Source organism: Streptomyces sp. NPDC101151, assembly GCF_044768335.1.
Classification (GTDB): Bacteria; Actinomycetota; Actinomycetes; order Streptomycetales; family Streptomycetaceae; genus Streptomyces.
On record NZ_JBIWPP010000009.1, the window covers coordinates 148725 to 164818 of the forward strand.

The 16094-nt window shown below is 71.9% G+C and carries 14 protein-coding genes and 2 pseudogenes; 8 read left to right on the plus strand and 8 right to left on the minus strand.

The window, feature by feature from the left end; translation table 11 throughout:
• Window positions 1-98 precede the first annotated feature (98 nt).
• Window positions 99-1592, plus strand: a complete 1494-nt coding sequence (locus ACIRU3_RS19395) for a long-chain fatty acid--CoA ligase (RefSeq protein WP_404057678.1) — start codon at window positions 99-101, stop codon at window positions 1590-1592.
• An 82-nt stretch (window positions 1593-1674) separates the two neighbouring features.
• Window positions 1675-1767 (plus strand): annotated as a pseudogene (locus tag ACIRU3_RS19400) (LacI family DNA-binding transcriptional regulator); the annotation flags it as partial.
• Between the two features lie 24 nt (window positions 1768-1791).
• On the opposite strand, the gene ACIRU3_RS19405 reads toward ACIRU3_RS19400, so the two are convergent.
• A complete protein-coding gene (locus tag ACIRU3_RS19405; protein ID WP_404057680.1) occupies window positions 1792-2544 on the minus strand; it encodes an aquaporin in 753 nt (250 codons plus the stop codon).
• 191 nt (window positions 2545-2735) lie between these two features.
• Between ACIRU3_RS19405 and ACIRU3_RS19410 the strand changes: the two genes are divergently transcribed.
• Window positions 2736-3104 carry a hypothetical protein gene (locus tag ACIRU3_RS19410; RefSeq protein WP_404057682.1) on the plus strand — a complete coding sequence of 123 codons (369 nt, stop codon included), beginning with the start codon at window positions 2736-2738 and terminating at the stop codon, window positions 3102-3104.
• On the opposite strand, the gene ACIRU3_RS19415 is transcribed toward ACIRU3_RS19410, so the two are convergent.
• Complete coding sequence (locus tag ACIRU3_RS19415) at window positions 3097-3591, minus strand: FUSC family protein (protein WP_404057684.1); 495 nt, start codon at window positions 3589-3591, stop codon at window positions 3097-3099. The two genes, ACIRU3_RS19410 and ACIRU3_RS19415, sit on opposite strands and share 8 nt — an antisense overlap.
• 263 nt (window positions 3592-3854) lie before the next feature.
• Here ACIRU3_RS19415 and ACIRU3_RS19420 point away from each other — a divergent pair, with 263 nt between their 5' ends.
• The 3 genes and pseudogenes from ACIRU3_RS19420 to ACIRU3_RS19430 all read left to right on the plus strand — a co-directional run.
• Window positions 3855-4487, plus strand: coding sequence for a DUF1345 domain-containing protein (locus ACIRU3_RS19420; RefSeq protein WP_404057686.1), 633 nt, complete (start codon window positions 3855-3857; stop codon window positions 4485-4487).
• Between the two features lie 104 nt (window positions 4488-4591).
• Entirely contained in the window at window positions 4592-5524 is a 933-nt protein-coding gene (locus tag ACIRU3_RS19425) for a Dyp-type peroxidase (RefSeq protein WP_404057688.1), read from the plus strand.
• A 16-nt stretch (window positions 5525-5540) separates the two neighbouring features.
• Window positions 5541-5828: pseudogene (locus tag ACIRU3_RS19430) on the plus strand (formate dehydrogenase); the annotation flags it as partial.
• Window positions 5829-5880: 52 nt separating this feature from the next.
• Here ACIRU3_RS19430 and ACIRU3_RS19435 read toward each other — a convergent pair.
• Entirely contained in the window at window positions 5881-6672 is a 792-nt protein-coding gene (locus ACIRU3_RS19435; protein WP_404057914.1) for an SDR family NAD(P)-dependent oxidoreductase, read from the minus strand.
• 88 nt (window positions 6673-6760) lie between these two features.
• Here ACIRU3_RS19435 and ACIRU3_RS19440 point away from each other — a divergent pair, with 88 nt between their 5' ends.
• The gene (locus tag ACIRU3_RS19440; RefSeq protein WP_404057690.1) at window positions 6761-7384 is read left to right on the plus strand and encodes a TetR/AcrR family transcriptional regulator; all 624 of its coding nucleotides are present in this window, start codon (window positions 6761-6763) and stop codon (window positions 7382-7384) included.
• Here ACIRU3_RS19440 and ACIRU3_RS19445 read toward each other — a convergent pair.
• On the minus strand, window positions 7358-8080 hold the full coding sequence (locus ACIRU3_RS19445; protein WP_404057692.1) for an FAD binding domain-containing protein: 723 nt from the start codon (window positions 8078-8080) through the stop codon (window positions 7358-7360). The two genes, ACIRU3_RS19440 and ACIRU3_RS19445, sit on opposite strands and share 27 nt — an antisense overlap.
• A gap of 208 nt (window positions 8081-8288) precedes the next feature.
• On the opposite strand from ACIRU3_RS19445, the gene ACIRU3_RS19450 reads away from it, so the two are divergent.
• A complete protein-coding gene (locus ACIRU3_RS19450; protein WP_404057694.1) occupies window positions 8289-10001 on the plus strand; it encodes a serine/threonine-protein kinase in 1713 nt (570 codons plus the stop codon).
• A gap of 24 nt (window positions 10002-10025) precedes the next feature.
• On the opposite strand, the gene ACIRU3_RS19455 is transcribed toward ACIRU3_RS19450, so the two are convergent.
• The 4 genes from ACIRU3_RS19455 to ACIRU3_RS19470 all read right to left on the minus strand — a co-directional run bounded on the left by ACIRU3_RS19455 (window position 10026) and on the right by ACIRU3_RS19470 (window position 16080).
• A complete protein-coding gene (locus ACIRU3_RS19455) occupies window positions 10026-12848 on the minus strand; it encodes a type 2 lanthipeptide synthetase LanM family protein (RefSeq protein WP_404057696.1) in 2823 nt (940 codons plus the stop codon).
• A gap of 130 nt (window positions 12849-12978) precedes the next feature.
• Window positions 12979-13179: a DUF6229 family protein gene (locus tag ACIRU3_RS19460; RefSeq protein ID WP_404057698.1), complete on the minus strand. Its 201-nt coding sequence runs from the start codon at window positions 13177-13179 to the stop codon at window positions 12979-12981.
• A 155-nt stretch (window positions 13180-13334) separates the two neighbouring features.
• Window positions 13335-14768 (minus strand): aminobutyraldehyde dehydrogenase, encoded by a 1434-nt coding sequence (locus tag ACIRU3_RS19465; RefSeq protein WP_404057700.1) that lies wholly within the window; start codon window positions 14766-14768, stop codon window positions 13335-13337.
• The gene (locus ACIRU3_RS19470) at window positions 14761-16080 is read right to left on the minus strand and encodes a flavin monoamine oxidase family protein (protein WP_404057702.1); all 1320 of its coding nucleotides are present in this window, start codon (window positions 16078-16080) and stop codon (window positions 14761-14763) included. Before ACIRU3_RS19470 ends, ACIRU3_RS19465 begins: the two co-directional genes overlap by 8 nt.
• Window positions 16081-16094 lie beyond the last annotated feature (14 nt).

The following is a 16094-nucleotide window of genomic DNA, read 5'->3' on the forward strand; positions in this document are numbered from 1 at the left end:
GAGCTGTCCGCCCGGCCATGGACGCCCCCCGGCACGGACGCCACGATGCCGTGAGCGTCGGCGGGGGAGCCCGGCGAGCATGCATGCGAGGAGGCACCATGGCCAATCTGGCGGAGTTCCTGGCGGGGACGGCAGGCCGACAGCCCGAGAGCGCCGCGTTGCGGCTGGGCACGGCGATCACCACCTACGCCGAGCTGGACCGGCTGAGCGCCCGGGCCGCCGCTCTGCTGCGCACCGAGGGACTGCGTACCGGCGACCGGGTCGCGCTGATGCTGCCGAACGTGCCCGAGTTCGTCGTCCTGTACTACGGCATCCTGCGCGCCGGCGGGATCGTGGTGCCGATGAACCCGCTGCTCAAGGCCCGCGAGACCGAGTATCACCTGCGTGACTCCGGGGCCGTGCTGCTCTTCGAGTGGCACCAGGCTCCCGGGGAGGGCGCCCAGGGTGCGGCCGCGGCCGACGTGCGGCACATCGCGGTCGAACCCACCGCCTTCACCGCCGAGCTGGCCAGGCTGGAGCCGCACGACGAGATCGCCCCCGTCTCGGGTGACGACGTCGCCGTGCTGCTCTACACCTCCGGCACCACCGGTCGTCCCAAGGGCGCCGCGCTCACCCACGCGGGGCTCCGCCACAACACCGAGGTCAACGTCGTCCATGTGCAGCGGCTGACACCCGAGGACGTCATCGTGGGCTGCCTGCCGCTGTTCCACATCTTCGGGCAGACCTGCACGATGAACGTCGCCGTGCACAGCGGCGCCGCGCTCACCCTCGTTCCCCGGTTCGACCCGCAGACGGTGCTCGACGCCATCGCCCGTGACGGCGCGACCGTCTTCGAGGGCGTGCCCACCATGTACGCGGCGCTGCTCCAGCACCCGGGTGCCACCGAGGCCGACGTGTCCACCCTGCGCATGTGCGTCTCGGGCGGCGCGTCGCTGCCGGTGGAGGTCCTGCACGGCTTCGAGCGCCGTTTCGGCTGCATGGTGCTGGAAGGCTTCGGCATGTCCGAGACCAGCCCGGTCGTCTCCTTCAACCACCCCGACCGTCCTCGCAAGGCCGGGTCCATCGGGACGCCCATCCAGGACGTCGAGGTCCGGCTGATCGACGACACCGGCCTGGACGTGGCCCCGGGAGAGGTCGGCGAACTCGCGGTGCGCGGACCCAATGTGATGAAGGGTTACTGGAACCGCCCCGAGGAGACCGCCGCCGTCATTCCCGACGGCTGGCTGCGCACCGGCGACCTGGCCCGGCAGGACGAGGACGGCTACCTGTACATCGTCGACCGCAAGAAGGACCTCATCATCCGCGGCGGCTACAACGTCTACCCGCGTGAGATCGAGGAGGTCCTGCACGAGCACCCCGCCGTCGCCCTCGCGGCGGTCATCGGCGTACCCGACGAACGGCTCGGCGAGGAGGTGGCGGCGGCGGTCGTCCTGCGCCCGGGAGCCGAGGCGAGCTCCGGGGAACTGCAGGAGTACGTGCGCGAGCGGGTGGCGGCCTACAAGTATCCCCGCCAGGTGTGGCTGCTGGACGCCCTGCCCATGGGCCCGAGCGGGAAGATCCTGAAGCGGGAGATCTCGGCACCCGTCCACTGACCGTCCGCCGGGGCCACCGGCCGTGCCGCTCCCGTGACGGGTGGGGGTGGTTCCCGGCCGCGCCGGTTGCGAAGACGTGCGCATGACCACGTCCCACGGCGCCCGCCGGCCCACGATCGCCGATGTGGCCCAGGCGGCGGGGGTCTCGCGGACGACGGTCTCGCACGCCCTCAGTGGCATCGGCAAGGCAGGCCGGGTGTCAGGAAGACGCGAGTTCCGGTCGGCCGGGCGGGACGACGACGTCGTCTCCGGGGCGAGCGGGCCGGCCGAAGAGCACCGCCGCGGCGCCCAGCCCGAGTCCGGCCCCGAACAGTTGGGCCGCGATGAACGGGACCAGGGAGGCGGGGGCGATGCCGGCGGCAGTGCCGGTGAAGGCGCGGCCGATGGTCATCGCCGGGTTGGCGAAGGAGGTGGAGGAGGTGAACCAGTAGGCCGAACCGATGTAGGCGGCCACGGCGACGGGGGTCAGCCGGGCACGGCCGGTGCGCTCCAGACCGAGGACGAGCAGGATCAGCCCGGCCGTGGCCACGACCTCGCCCAGCCACAGATGCCCGGAAGACCGCTCGTGCGTGGAGAGCCGCACCAGCGGCTCGGCGAACATGGCGTCGGCCAGGACGGCACCGCCGATCGCCCCGGCCACCTGTGCCGCCAGATACGCGGCGACCTCCCGCACACCCGGTCCCGTGCCCCGACCGCGGCCGTCGTACCAACTGGACAGGGTGACGGCGGGGTTGAGATGCCCACCCGACACCGGCCCGAGCAGCGTGATCAGTACGCCCAGACCGAAGACGGCGGCGAGCGAGCAGGCCAGCAGCTGCACACCGGCGTCGTGCGACAGCCGGTCGGCCTGGATCCCGGAGCCGACGGCCACGGCCACGAGCAGCCCGGTCCCGACGGCCTCGGCGGCGACCCGGCGGGGGAGGGACAGGAGCCCCCGCGCTTCATTCGTCATGAGAGGAAGTCTGAGTGTGCCTGATGCCTCGGGACAGTGGAGGAAAACCCCATCTTGCCCGGCATTTGTCGTCGGTTGAACGGTGATCGGCTTGACCGGGCCCGGCGTGGTGGGCGCCCCGTTCGACCGGTACGACGCGTGCGACCAGTCCGACCGGTGCGACCAGGAGGTCGTCCCGTGGTGATCTGTCGGTGGTGATGCAGCCGGGCGAGCAGAGCGTAGGCCCGCCGTTCGGCGGCGGCGAGTTCCGCGGGGTCGATCTCCGCCGGCCACAGTTCACCGGCCGCGGCGTCGTCGGCGTCGCGCAGTTCCACGACCGCCACCGCCAGACGCACCTGGACCAGCGAGGGCGGGGGCCCGGTGAGGTGTTCCAGGGACCGCTCGGCCCGGTCGGCGGCCGACAGACATGCGGCCAGGGCGCGCTCCACCCGTACCGCTGCCCGGTCGTGGACCACCAGCAGGGCACCGAGCAGCCCCGTGGCGATCCCCACGACGCTGCCCACCAACCGGTCGACGACCAGCTCACCGGCCGGTGCGGGCGCCGCCAGCTCGCTAACTAAGCAACAGCGCCATCGGCGTCAGGAAGACGACGCCCAGGCCGTAGTTGCGGGCCACCACGTACTCCAGCAGGAACTCCAGGGCCACGACCACCAGCGCGAGTGCCATGGGCTCCGGGTGCGCGGCCAGCACGCCGAGCGCGATCAGCAGTCCGACGACCGTGCCGAGGCTGCGCTGCACGACACGCTGGCAGGTCGTGCGCAGGTTGACCGAACGCAGCACGGCGGCGGCCGAGACCGCCGCCCAGTAGCCGTGCTCCAGGTGCAGCAGAACGGCCAGCTCGCCCGCCGCGCCGGTGCCGAGCGCCATCCGCAGTACGGGCACGGCCAGGACGGCGAGGTGGTGGGGGCCGCCCGGGCGCCCGATCAGCAGCTCCGTGGCACGCAGCGCAGCTGCGTCGCGACTCGCCTCGGCCGTGTCCGTCTCGAATCCGCCCGGTCGTCCCGGGTCTTTCGCACCGTGACGCCGCGGGCGCGAACGGCAGCTCACGCAGTACGGCGGGCGTCCGGCGGCGTCTGTCGAAGAGGAGGGAAGCCTGCCTGCGCAGCTGCAGCGCCGTCGCGCCTGCCACCGAACTCCGTCAACCGCGCCGGGGCACAGGAGGGGTGAATCGGTGCAAATGCGGTATGCCTGGTGTATACCCCGTGCTCCCGCCGGGCGTGCGTCCAGTGCGTCGCCGGGCCGCCCGTGACCGTCCGGGGCGATGCGCGCCGGCGGGCCGCCCGGCCGCGACGGAACTACTCTGGTGGCGCATGAGTACCTCGTTGCCGCTGGACGCCCTACCCCGCCTCGCCGGTGCGGTGGCCCTCGGAGCCGTGGTCGGCGTGGCCGTCGGAGTGCCGACCCGGGCGCCGCTGGGTGCGCTGGCCGGGATCGCCGTGACGCAACTGGCCTTCGTGCTGGCAGGCTGGGTGGTGCTGTGGCCCATGGACGCCCCGGCCACCCACCGCAACGCCCGGCGCGAGGACTTCCGGCCCGTCACCGAGGAACTCGTGGTCGTGGCGGTCGCCTCGTGCGGACTGCTCGCCATCGTGCTGCTGCTACTGCTGGGCAAGTCCGACACCGGCCACGCCGGTGCCGCGACGGCACTGTTCGGGGTGTTCACGGCCTGGGCGGCCCTGCACCTGATGTACGCCACCCGCTACGCGTACCTCTACTACGCGGCAGCGGGCGGGATCGACTTCAACTCAGGCCAGCCGCCGGCGTACCGCGACTTCTTCTACTTCAGCTACAACCTCGGCATGACGTACCAGGTGTCCGACACCTCCGTGTCGAGTTCGACCATCCGCGCGATCGTGCTGAGGCACACGCTCCTGTCGTACGTCTTCGGCACGAGCATCCTGGCCACCGCCATCAACCTCGTCGCGGGACTCGTCACGGGCTGACGTCCTCGCGCGGATCGGCTCCGGAGACAGCAGGATGGGAAGCAGCGGGACGGACCGTCCCGTACACCCGCGGATTCAGCCGCATCTCCTGAGGAGGCCGGGTCGTGCTCGAGTCGCAGGCCGTGGTCGTCGAACCAGCCAGAACCGCGGTATTCCTCGTGGTCACGATCGCGCCCGGCCGCGAGGAGACGGTCCGCGACCTGCTGGAGGACCTCTCGGGCCTGTGCCGCTCGGTCGCCTTCCGCGCGCCCGGAGAACAGCTCAGCTGTGTCGCCGGCATCGGATCGGCGGCCTGGGACCGGCTGTTCAGCGGACCGCGACCACGCGATCTGCACCCGTTCGTGGAACTGAACGGCGAACGCCACCGGGCCCCGGCCACTCCGGGAGACGTCCTCTTCCACGTGCGGGCCCGCCACATGGACCTGTGTTTCGAACTGTCGCGGCTGATCACGGACCGGCTGCGCGACGCGGTCACGGTGGTGGACGAGGTTCATGCCTTCAAGTACTTCGACGAGCGTGACCTGCTCGGGTTCGTGGACGGCAGCGAGAATCCCGACGGTCGCTCCGCGGCGGACGCGGTGTTCATCGGCGACGAGGACCCGGGCTTCCGAGGCGGCAGCTATGTGGTGGTGCAGAAGTACCTGCACGACATGACGGCGTGGAACGCCCTGTCGGCGGAGGAGCAGGAGAGAGTCATCGGCCGGACGAAGCTCGCCAACGTCGAACTCGCCGACGACGTCAAGCCCGCCGACTCCCACGTGGCGCTCAACACCGTCACCGACGAGGAGGGCGACGAGCGCAAGATCGTGCGCGAGAACATGCCGTTCGGCACCCTGGGGGAGAGCGAGTTCGGCACCTATTTCATCGGCTACGCCCGTACTCCGGACGTGACCGAACAGATGCTGAGGCACATGTTCCTCGGCGATCGTGAAGCAGCGCACGACCGCATTCTCGACTTCTCGACGGCGGTCACCGGGTGCCTGTTCCACGTACCGACCGTCACTTTTCTGGACGACCTCCCGGCCTCACCGCGGTGAGTGAGAACCCGCTTCGGAACACGACCGTATCCGCGACACCATGGCCCAGGCGCTCGACGGTTTCGAGGACTGCAACCGCCGCGTACGCCTGCCGCTCGGCTTCCGCATCGGACAGCCCGCTCGCGAACCGGTCGACCTCACCCCGACGGGACGCGCCGAGTTCTCCGCCGCCCCGCTCCCCGACGTCGTCCCCGCCGAGGGCACGCCGACCCTGGGCATCATGCCCTCCCACGACCAGTGGAACACGACCATCTACTGCGACAACGACCGCTACCGGGGCGTCAAGAACCTGCGCACGCTCGTCGGTCACGCCGGTCACGTGAGGGCGCCCTCCGGGAGGCGGCGCCCGCACCGGCTCACCGGCTCGACCGCTGCGACGCCACGATCGAGTCCATGGTCCGCTCCGCCCCCGCCAGCCGTTGCACGCGCTCCGAGAAGCCCGGGAACTGAGACGCGATCTTGGTGAGGAACTTCAGTTCCAGCGGCGCCACGTTGACCTCGGCGACGTCGCGCTCGATCGCCCGCGTGACGCCCTTGACGACCCGCTCCGGGGCAATGGTGCGTACGCCGCCGGGCGTCGGCGAACCGGTGTTCGCGAACATGCCCAGCTCACGTACGAAGCCTGGCTGGACGATCGAGACACCCACGCCCGTGCCGTGCAGGTCCTGGCGAAAGGCCAGCGAGAAGCCGCGCAGCCCGAACTTCGTCGCGGTGTACATGGACGACGACTTGGTGGCCGCCATCCCCGACAGCGATCCGACGAAGCAGATGTGCCCGCGCCCGGCGGCCACCATGGCGGGAGCTAGCAGCCGAGCGAGCATCGCGGGCGCGCGCAGGTTCACCGCGAGCGCCCGGTCGATCTGCTCCGGCGTGTAGTCGAGCACGTCGCCACTGGACGGCAGTGCCGCGTTGGCGATGAGAAGGTCCGTACCGGCGGCCTCCCCGGCCAGGCGCTGCACATCGTCGGCGTCCGCGAGATCGGCCAGGATCGTTCGCGCACCGTAGCGATCGGCGAGCGGCTCCAGGGCGTCGCGCCGCCGGCCGGTGAGAACGAGCTTCGCGCCGCGAGCGGACATCTCGGCGGCGAGCGCCCCGCCGATGCCACCCGTGACTCCGGTCAGCAGAACAGTTGCTCCGGCAATGTGCACGACTACCCTCCAGTTCTGTTCGTTCGAACGAACAATAGAGAGGGCGGGAAGGACTGTCCACCCGAACTCGGATGGAACAATGAGTGGCATGCCGAACGCCGCCGCCCCCGCCGCCACGACGCGCCAGCGCATCATCACCGCCGTCCTGCAGATCATCGGCGAGGGCGGGGTCGCGGCCGTCACCAACAGGCGGATCGCCAAGGAAGCCGGAGTGTCGCTCGGCTCGGTCACCTACCACTTCGAGACCCAGCACGACCTGTTGCGGGAGAGCCTGCTGTACTTCGTACGCGCGGAAGCCCGGCACTTCACCGAACTGGCCGACCAGTGCCAGACCGAGGGCATCGACCTCGAGGACGCGGCGTCCCTGGCCGGCCAGGTCGCGTGTGGCACAGCGCTCGACAGCGCCCATCTCGCGCCCTTCGAGCTGTACATCCACGCCGGGCGCGACGAGCGGCTGAGGGAGGCGGCGGCGGAGGCGTTCAGGGCCTACGACCGGCTTGCCACCCAGATCCTCACCGCTCTGGGCGTACCGGACGCGGAACGCCTCGCGGCCACCACGGTCGCCCTGGTGATGGGCCTGCAACTGCGGCGCCTGGCCACCGGCAGCCCCGCCGAGGACCTGGTCGACGCCCTGCTGCTGCTCGCACCAGGGGCTGCCGCCCGGTCTGCCGAGCGGACGACGTCGTCACTGAACGCCGAAAGGACTCAGTAGCTCTGTGGCCTGATGGCCGATGATCACCCATGCCGCGGCCGGGAGATCACCCAGTGCCGTCCGCCGCAGAGCGCGCAGCGCGTCTTCGCCGCCGGTGTCGCACGGGGTGCCGTCGCTGATCACGTCGTATCCGTCGCGCACGGCGACCTGGAGACGGAGCCGGCCGGCGCCGTCGGCGTGCACAGCCGCGGCGACCACGAGCGGCGGGGGTCCGCCCGCCTCGGCGGACAGCTTGCGATAGGCGGTGGCGACGGGCTCACGCCAGTGGATGCCGAGGAGGAGCGGGCGCTTGGCCACCACCTCCGCCAGGTCGGTGTCGTGCACGCCGTCGGGCCCCAGCACGGAGGCACGGGCGCCCAGGACGAGAGCCGCCGGCAGCAGGCAGCGCAGCGTGCTGCCCACCAGATTGCCGCCGACCGTGGCCGTCCGGCGTACGGCGCCCGTCCCGACCGTGGCGGCGGCCATGCGTATGACGTCCGGTACCCGGCGGTCGATCCGGTTCAGCACCACGGCGGCGCCCAGCGTCCCACTCCCGATGACATTGGCCTCCGGGAGATTGCGCAGCGACATCGCCCGTTCCGGGAACCCGTCCCGCTGCCAGTCCGCCCACACCAGTGTGGCGCCGCCGATCGGCACGGCTTCCTCGGCCAGGCACTCCTGCGCCTCGGACACGGAGGTGGGAAGTCGCAACAGCATCGCAGCCGACCTGCCTTCCTGGGGAGTTGCGGCGACGGGAGGCACGAACCGGCCACCCGCCCAGGGCATGGCGCATTGTCGTCGCACGGACAGGGGCGCATAAAGGGCTCACACGAGCATGCCCATGAAGATCGCCGACCGGCCGGAGGGGCCGGGAAGGACGGGGGGCGCCCGTCTGCGGCCGGTGGCGGCAACTAAGCTCCCGCGCATGAGTGGAGCGGACAGCGACAACAGCGGTAGACGGGTTGTCGACGGGCGGTTCGAGCTGGAGGCACGGCTCGGCGGCGGCGGTATGGGCATGGTCTGGCGTGCGAAGGACCTCGTGCTGCATCGGAGCGTGGCGGTCAAGGAGGTCCGGCCGCCCGATCCTGATCTCGCCGAGTACGACCCCGATGCCGCCCGGACGCTGCGGGAGCGGGTCCTGCGGGAAGCGCGTGCGCTGGCCCGTGTCGATCACCCCAATGTGGTGACGATCCATCATGTGGTCGACGGCGGTCCGGGAAGCTACCCCTGGATCGTCATGGAACTCGTCACGGGCGGCTCCCTGGCCGGCCGCCTCGCGCGCGGACCGATGAACCCGGGCGAAGCGGCGCGCCTCGGGCGCGAGGTGCTGGCCGCACTGCGCGCCGCGCACGAGGCCGGGATCCAGCACCGCGACGTGAAACCGGCCAATGTGCTCCTGCGTCCCGACGGCCGTCCGGTGCTCACCGACTTCGGCATCGCCGCGATCCGGGAGTCGACCTCCCTCACGGCCACGGGGTCCGTCATCGGGACACCCGACTACATGGCGCCGGAACGCGTCTCCGGCAAGGACGGCGGTCCCGCGTCGGACCTGTGGTCGCTGGCGATGATGCTCTACACGGCCGTGGAGGGCCAACACCCGCTGCGCCGCGGCACCACACTGGCGACGCTTGCCGCCGTCCTCAGTGACGAGATCCCGCCCCCGGTCAACGCCGGTCCGCTGTGGGACGTCCTGACACGGGTCCTCGTCCGGGATCCTGCGGCACGGCCCGATGCCCAGGAGCTGGAGCGGATGCTGGACACCGCCGCGCGCGAGGCGGAGACGCCCACCTCCTACGCGTTCCCGTCGGCGCCCGCGCCGCAGCCTCCCCACCCCGCATCCGCACCGACGGGCTTCGGTCCCGCGCCTTCGATGGCACCGGGGCCGTACGCCCCGCCTGCCGCGCCGACGATGTCCCCGGGCCCGCAGGACGCGCGTCCCGGGTCCCTCACCGTGCCCGTGCGCCCGGACCGCGGACGGCGCTGGGCGCTGATGGGCCTGCCCGTCGCCGGAGTGGCGCTCGCCGGGGTTCTCGTCTGGACGCTGCTGCCGGACGGGGACTCACCCACGACCGAGTCCTCGGGGTCCTCCCCGTCCGGCAGCTCCGCCGCCAAGTCGCCATCGGCCGTCGGCTCGACGGCCAGGGACGTCGCTCCTTCGCCGAAGGGGCAGACCAGCACGACGAAGGACCTGTTGACGCCGGCCGGCATCCGCACCGCGATCAACGCCTTCAAGAAAGAGACCGGCCGGACCCGGTTCGCATCACTCACGGTGTATCCCGAGTACGTCTCCGCCGACCTGATGGTGAAGGGCAGTGACACCAAGTACGACTCGTACACCTATCGTCCGGGCCAGAGTGTGCAGAAGGGCATCATCAAGGGGACGCTGAGGAGCGGGACGACGTCCGTCAGCCTGGACGGCTTCGACTGGGACAAGGTCCCGTCCCTGATGGCCGAAGGCAGGCGCAAGCTGAAGGTCGACGACGCGGACACCCGCTACCTGGTGCTGAACCTGCCGGACGACGTGTTCGACAGTCCTGCCGGGATGTCCGTCTACCTCAGCAACGCCTACGGCCAGACCGGGTATCTCCAGGCGGACCCGCAGGGCAAGGTTCTCAAGGTCATGCCCTACGACGGCTGACGCGCACCCACCCCTCCTCCCCGGTCAGTCGAGGAGGAGGGGATCGGGCAAGGAGGCCGACGGGTGCATGCGCAGAAGGGTGTGGACGACTCCTGACAGGCCCGACATGAGGCTGGGGGAGAAGGCCTCGCGGGCCAGCCCGCCCACCGGGCCGCGTTGTTCGAGACCGGTGAGGATCTCACCGTCCAGGTCGCAGGGGTCGCCGAGGTTCATGGCTGTGAGGAACTGCCAGAGGCCGAGGTCGCCGTGGCACAGCGTGTGGCTCCACCCGAAGCCCTCGGCGGCACAGGCGTGTGCGGCACGCCGGGACATGTCGAGGTGAGCCGGATCGCCCATGCGCCGGTGGAGGTCGAGCATGCCGATCCCGATGCCCGCGCTGCCGTGACACCAACTGGTGAAGAAGTCCTCCTCGGCGCCGATACGGACGTCGCGCCAGTTGCCGTGATCCGGTTCCCAGAGGGACTCCTGGTAGGCGAAGGCCCGCTCGGCGAGATTCATCCAGCCGCGCCGTTCGGCCGCGGAACCCGCGTCGCTCAGGGCGAGCCGGGCCAACGCCCAGCCGATGCCGGTGGCGCCATGGGCGAACCCGCCGATGCCCTCCGGGTTGAGCCGGGTCGTCCAGCGTGCGCCGTCGGCGTCGACCGTGGCCAGCCCGGCCAGCCGGCGGCCCATGTGCGCGGCGGCGGCGAGCCAGCGGTCCTGTCCGGTCGCCGTGGCCAGGTGGAGCAGCGGGACGATCCCGCCGGCCGCGCCGTTGAGGAGATCCACCTCGACGTCGTCCTCGACCAGCCCGCCCTCGAGCAGCACCGCCCGCTCGGCGGCCCGCTCCAGCAGCCGGCGCTCACCGAGCACCCGGTGCAAGGCGAGCCAGGTCCACACCTGCGACGCGGCGCCGCTGAACGCCCCGGGTGACGGCGTCGGCGTGCGGTCCTCGGTGCTCATCAGCACACGCAGCGCGCCGTCGAAGGCCTCGGCGACGCCGGGCACCTCGTCCGCCCGCCCGGCCCCCGCCTCGGCCGCGTACTCCGCGAGCGTCAGCACCACCCCGCCCTGCCCGGTGTAGAGGTCGGCGGGCAGCACCCTGATGGACCATCCCGCGGGGGTGAAGACGGGGCTGATCCAGGTGACCGTACCGTCCTCGCCGCGCACCGCGCCGTCGCACAGCCGTCGCACCATCCGCGCGGCCAGATCGCGCCGGCGCCGCTCCCGGTCACGGGCGTGCGGGTCGCGGGCGGCGGCCTGCACCCGGGCCGGCAGCGAGCGCTCGTTCAGGTACGCGCCCACCAGCGCGTCCTGGATCACCGACTCCTCCAGCGTGAAGTCGGCGGTGCGCCAGTCCTCGACCGTCTTGCGTACGGCAGCCGCGTCCACGGTGAAGCCGAACATCGGTACGTCACCGACCAGGAGGTCCGCGATCTCGCCGTCGATGGCCGTGGGGTCCGTCGGCGCACCGGGCAGCACGTCCGCGTTGCGTCGCAGGATGTCCCGGGCGCGCTCCAGTGCCGCTGCCTCGTCGTGCAACGACGCCGGGTGCCACAGCATCCGGCCGATGTCGACGTACGCCTGGGTCGGTCGCAGGATCCGCCGGGCCCGGGCGCCCTCGAAGCGGCACAGCAGCCGGTACGGGTCGACGCCGGGCCGGCGCAGGTGCGCGGTCAGCTCGCGGAAGCCGGCCAGGATCCGGTCCCAGTACGTGCTCAGCACCGGGGTGGGGCTCGGGTGGTTGCCCGCGCTCGGCATCGCCACCAGGTCCACCTGGAAGCGGGCGGCCGCGGTACCGCCGTCCGCGATCACCGGGCTCGGGATCAGCGGCTGCTGGCCGGGCAGTGCCCCCACCCCGGAGATGTCCACTCCACCGAGCGCGAATCCGGTGCCCCGCACGGGCAGCAGGCCGGTGCGCAGCACCGTGCGGCGGATGGCCGCCGCCGCCACGTCCACCGCGTCGCCCCGGCCGCTGGGCGGGAAGGGTGCGGGGGAGTCGAAGAGCGTCTCGGCATCCACGATCACCGGCACCACACCGGCGGCGATCATGTTCTCGGCGTGCATGTCGGTGCCGCCGGTGAAGCGGAGGACGGCCAGCCAGTGCCCCACGTTGCGGTAGAACGAGGCGAGTTCCACGTCGTCCGCGCAGTACCGGTGGTGGACGAACTCGGCCCAGCCGTAGCCGTCGCGGGCCAGTGTCCGCGGCACCCGGATCCGTTCGTCCGGCGCCGGTGCACCGGGGAAGTCCGAGAACAGTTCGTCGAGGAGCGCGCCCAGAGCCACGTCGGCCTCGGACGGCCGGGGCTTGTACATGACGCTCCCGCCGGCGAGATCGACCCGGCTGACCGTCAGGCCGCCCCGGTGGCTGTCGCCCGCCCCGAATTCCACGGCACGTACCCGTCCCGCGGATTGTCCGAGCAGCGGACGCAGCAGTTCTCGGTCCGCGGCGAGGCGTTCCGCGCAACCGGCCGTGGCCGCCACCGACATCCTCGCCACCGCGGCGATCCGGGAGCCGACACCCGGGTACCGGCCGGCGAGTTTGTCGAGATAGCCCTCCTCGCCGGCCTGTTCGACGAACGCTGCCCACGTTCTCGTGTCCGCCGCCTGCCCGGTGTCCGCACCGGCGCCCCCTGCCATGCGCAGTGCGTGCAGTTCGAGCAGGAACAGGCGGGAGAGTTTCGCGTGCAGCGACCTGAGCAGAGCGGTGTGGCCCGCCTCCAGCAGCACGTCCCGCTCTTCCCGGCCGAGGGCGGTCACGGCCGCGAGGCGCCGGGCCAGGTCCTGTCGCCATGGACGGGCGATGCTTCGTACGGGCCGGGCGAACCACTCCGCCTCGTCCCGGCTGTCCGGTGCCGATCCGCTCACCCTCCACCCTCCCTGTTCTGCCGCACGTTCCGCGCCTGCCGGGAGCCGCCGACGGGTGGTGCGGGGAACCGCGAGCGGCGCAGGCGCGGCGCGCAGTTCCCCGCACGGGACCCGAAGGCTCCTTGAACGATCAGCAGCACCAGCTGCCGTGCGACCCGCTCGGGCTCGAACAGAAGCCGTACAGGGAGTCACTCGGGTCGGTGAGCGCGGCCTCGGCGGCGGCGCCGCCGACGTAGAGCGGCCCGGCGGGGTTCTGCTGGCCGTGGGCGCTCTCGGCGCCCGACAGCCAGGCTTCGAGCACTGCGGCGGTGTGAACACTGGTCTGGGGCATCAGTGGCCTCCGAAGGCGGGGATTGGGGCGGATTGCCCAGCCCTGAGTATCGCGGGGTTCGAACACCTGTCAGATGTCCGATCCAGCCACAGTCCACTGGTACTTCTGATGCCTCCTGTGGATGACTGAGGCGGAACGGCGTGCCCTCTTTCCCCTCACAACATGACGTGCTTGACCTGTGTGTAGTCGAGTAGGCCGGTGAGGGACAGATCGCTGCCGTAGCCGGAGTGACGCACTCCGCCGTGCGGCATCTCCGAGACTGTCGTGCCATGGGTGTTGACCCAGACGATGCCGGTGTGCAGCGCCCGGCTCGCACGCATGGCCCGGTCGTGGTCGCGGGTCCAGACGCTCGCGGCCAGCCCCTGCGGAACGCCGTTCGCCAGCCGGAAGGCCTCGGCCTCCTCGCTGAACGGCTGGACGGTGACGACCGGGCCGAACACCTCGCTTCGTACGATCTCGTCCTCCTGCCGGGCGCCGGCCACCACCGTGGCCGGATGGAAGTAGCCGGGCCCGGCGAGGGCCGTGCCGCCCGTGACGACCTCGGCATGAGCCGGCAGGCGAGCCAACAGGCCGCTTACGGAGGCGAGTTGGTTGGCACTGGCCAGCGGGCCGAAGTCGGCGTGCTCGTCGTCCGGGGCACCGGGCACGCGCTGGGCGGCCCGGCGTGCGAAGGCGTCCAGGAAGGCGTCGTGGATCCGCTCGTGCACCAGGATCCTGGTGGCCGCCGTACAGTCCTGCCCGGCGTTGTAGAAGGCGAGCGACGACAACTGCTCGACCGCTTCGTCGAGATCGGCGTCCTCGTGGACCAGAACCGGTGCGTTGCCGCCCAGTTCCAGATGCAGCCGCTTGAGGTCGGCCGCCGCCGCGGCGGCGATCTCCTGTCCGGCGCGGACACTGCCGGTGACGGCCACGAGCCGGACATGTGGGTGGGCGACGAGCAGGCGCCCGGTGTCGCGGTCGCCGCACACGACGTCGAGCACACCGGGGGGCAGGTGCTCGGCGGCCAGCCGGGCGAGGAGGGTGGTGGAGGAGGGTGTGGTGTCGGACGGTTTCAGGACGACGGTGTTGCCGGCGGCGAGCGCGGGAGCGATCTTCCAGACGGCCATCATCAGCGGGTAGTTCCATGGGGTGATCTGGGCGCAGACGCCGACCGGTTCGCGGCGCAGAACGGAGGTGCGGCCCGGGGTGTACTCGGCCGCGGCGGCGCCCGGCAGATTGCGGGCGGCGCCGGCGAAGTACCGCAACACGTCCACGATCGCGGGCAGTTCGTCCGCCAGGAACAGGGCGCGCGGCTTTCCCGTGTCGGTCACCTCGGCGCCCGCCACCGCGTCCGCCTCCCGCTCCAGGGCGTCGGCGATCCGCAGCAGCGCGGCCTGCCGGTGCGCCGGAGTCGTCACCGACCAGCCGTGGAAGGCCTCCTCGGCGGCCCGGCAGGCCGCGTCCACGTCCTCGGGGCCGGACAGCGGCGCCGTCCCGTGCTGGTCTCCGGTGGCCGGATCGATCAGTGGCAGGGTGGCGAGGGAGGCGGCCGGCACGTCCTTGCCGCCGATGTGGTTCAGGACGGTCGTCAACTGGGCGGTGTCAGCCACGGCGCAGCGCCTCCTCGGCGGCGCTGCGCCCGGTGCGGACGGCGCCCTCCATGTATCCGGCGACCCACTGGTCCGAGCCGCAGACGTAGAACGGTGGTTCGTGCGTGCCGTGCAGCGGGCCTACGGCCATGACCTCGCCGGGCGGCCACTGGGTGACATAGCCCCGGGTCCACGGGTCGGTTCCCCACAGCCGCAGGTGGCAGGCGGTCGGCCGGAGTGCCTCGTCGCCGAACATGCCGGCCATCTCGGCGAGCAGTTCGGGGGTGCGCAGCTGAGGCGGGGTGCCGAGCAGGACGCCATAGCGCTCGGGCGGGATCAGCGCCGACAGGATGCCCTCGCTCTGCGGCCAGGTGCTGCCCAGCACGCCCTCGGCCTCGGACAGGCCGTTCAGGTCGTCGTCCCGCCAGAACGGACGGTCGTACACGGCGGCGAACTTCGCGGCCGTCGCCTGGCGCTGGCGGTGCAGAGAAGCGAGCCGGGCCTCGCTCACACCGGTGACGGCGACCTCCCGCAGCGGTCCCACGGGCAGGGCGCTCACCACGGCGGCGGCGGTGAGGACTTCGCCGGTGACGAGGCGGACGGAGCAGTGGCCGGGGCGTACGTCCAGGGCGGCGACGGGCGAGCCGAGCCGGATACGGTGACCCAGTTCGCGGCCGAGGACCTCGGCGAGCGTCGCCGATCCGTCCGCCAGCCGCAGGCCCTCCCAGTCGTCGTAGTCGTAGTCGCCCCTGCCCGAACCGGGGACCGCCGCGATCTTGCGCAGGGCGGCCAGCAGCGAGATCCGCTCGTAGGAGCCGCCCGCCAGGGCGAGTTGGCCGATGTCCCACAGGCGCACCACGGCCGGCGTCGCATGCCGGGAGCGCAGCCAGTCGGCCACGGACAGCCGGTCCAGGACGGTCGCGTCCGGATGCGACCAGGGGTCGTCGGGATCCACGGTGGCGGCCAGGGCGGTGAACTCCGCACCGAGCCGCTCGTGCAGCACCGCGTCCCCGGGGCCGAACCAGTGCGGCGGATCGCCGGCCGAGCGGCCCTCCGGCGTGGCACGGGTGATGCGGCCGGGCTCCTCGACATAGCTGGGGACCAGGTCCAGGCCCAGTTCCTTGGCGAGTCGGAGGTAGGCGGTGTGGCCGTGGCCGACCACTTCGCCGCCCAGCTGGACGATACGGCCATCGGGTGTCCGGGTCTGCTCGACCCGGCCGCCGACGCGGTCCCGGGCCTCCAGGACGAGCACGTCGGTGCCGGCGGCGGCCAGGTCCCGGGCGGCGGCGAGCCCGGCAAGACCCGCGCCGAGCACGATCACATCGTGATGCATCAGCTTCGCTTTCG

Excerpts from the sequence above, each read along its gene's own strand:
- ACIRU3_RS19450 (WP_404057694.1), top strand. The coding sequence starts at position 8,289 with ATGAGTGGAGCGGACAGCGACAACAGCGGTAGACGGGTTGTCGACGGG.
- ACIRU3_RS19405 (WP_404057680.1), bottom strand. The coding sequence starts at position 2,544 with ATGACGAATGAAGCGCGGGGGCTCCTGTCCCTCCCCCGCCGGGTCGCC.
- ACIRU3_RS19440 (WP_404057690.1), top strand. The coding sequence starts at position 6,761 with ATGCCGAACGCCGCCGCCCCCGCCGCCACGACGCGCCAGCGCATCATC.
- ACIRU3_RS19460 (WP_404057698.1), bottom strand. The coding sequence starts at position 13,179 with ATGCCCCAGACCAGTGTTCACACCGCCGCAGTGCTCGAAGCCTGGCTG.
- ACIRU3_RS19395 (WP_404057678.1), top strand. The coding sequence starts at position 99 with ATGGCCAATCTGGCGGAGTTCCTGGCGGGGACGGCAGGCCGACAGCCC.
- ACIRU3_RS19470 (WP_404057702.1), bottom strand. The coding sequence starts at position 16,080 with ATGCATCACGATGTGATCGTGCTCGGCGCGGGTCTTGCCGGGCTCGCC.
- ACIRU3_RS19420 (WP_404057686.1), top strand. The coding sequence starts at position 3,855 with ATGAGTACCTCGTTGCCGCTGGACGCCCTACCCCGCCTCGCCGGTGCG.
- ACIRU3_RS19445 (WP_404057692.1), bottom strand. The coding sequence starts at position 8,080 with ATGCTGTTGCGACTTCCCACCTCCGTGTCCGAGGCGCAGGAGTGCCTG.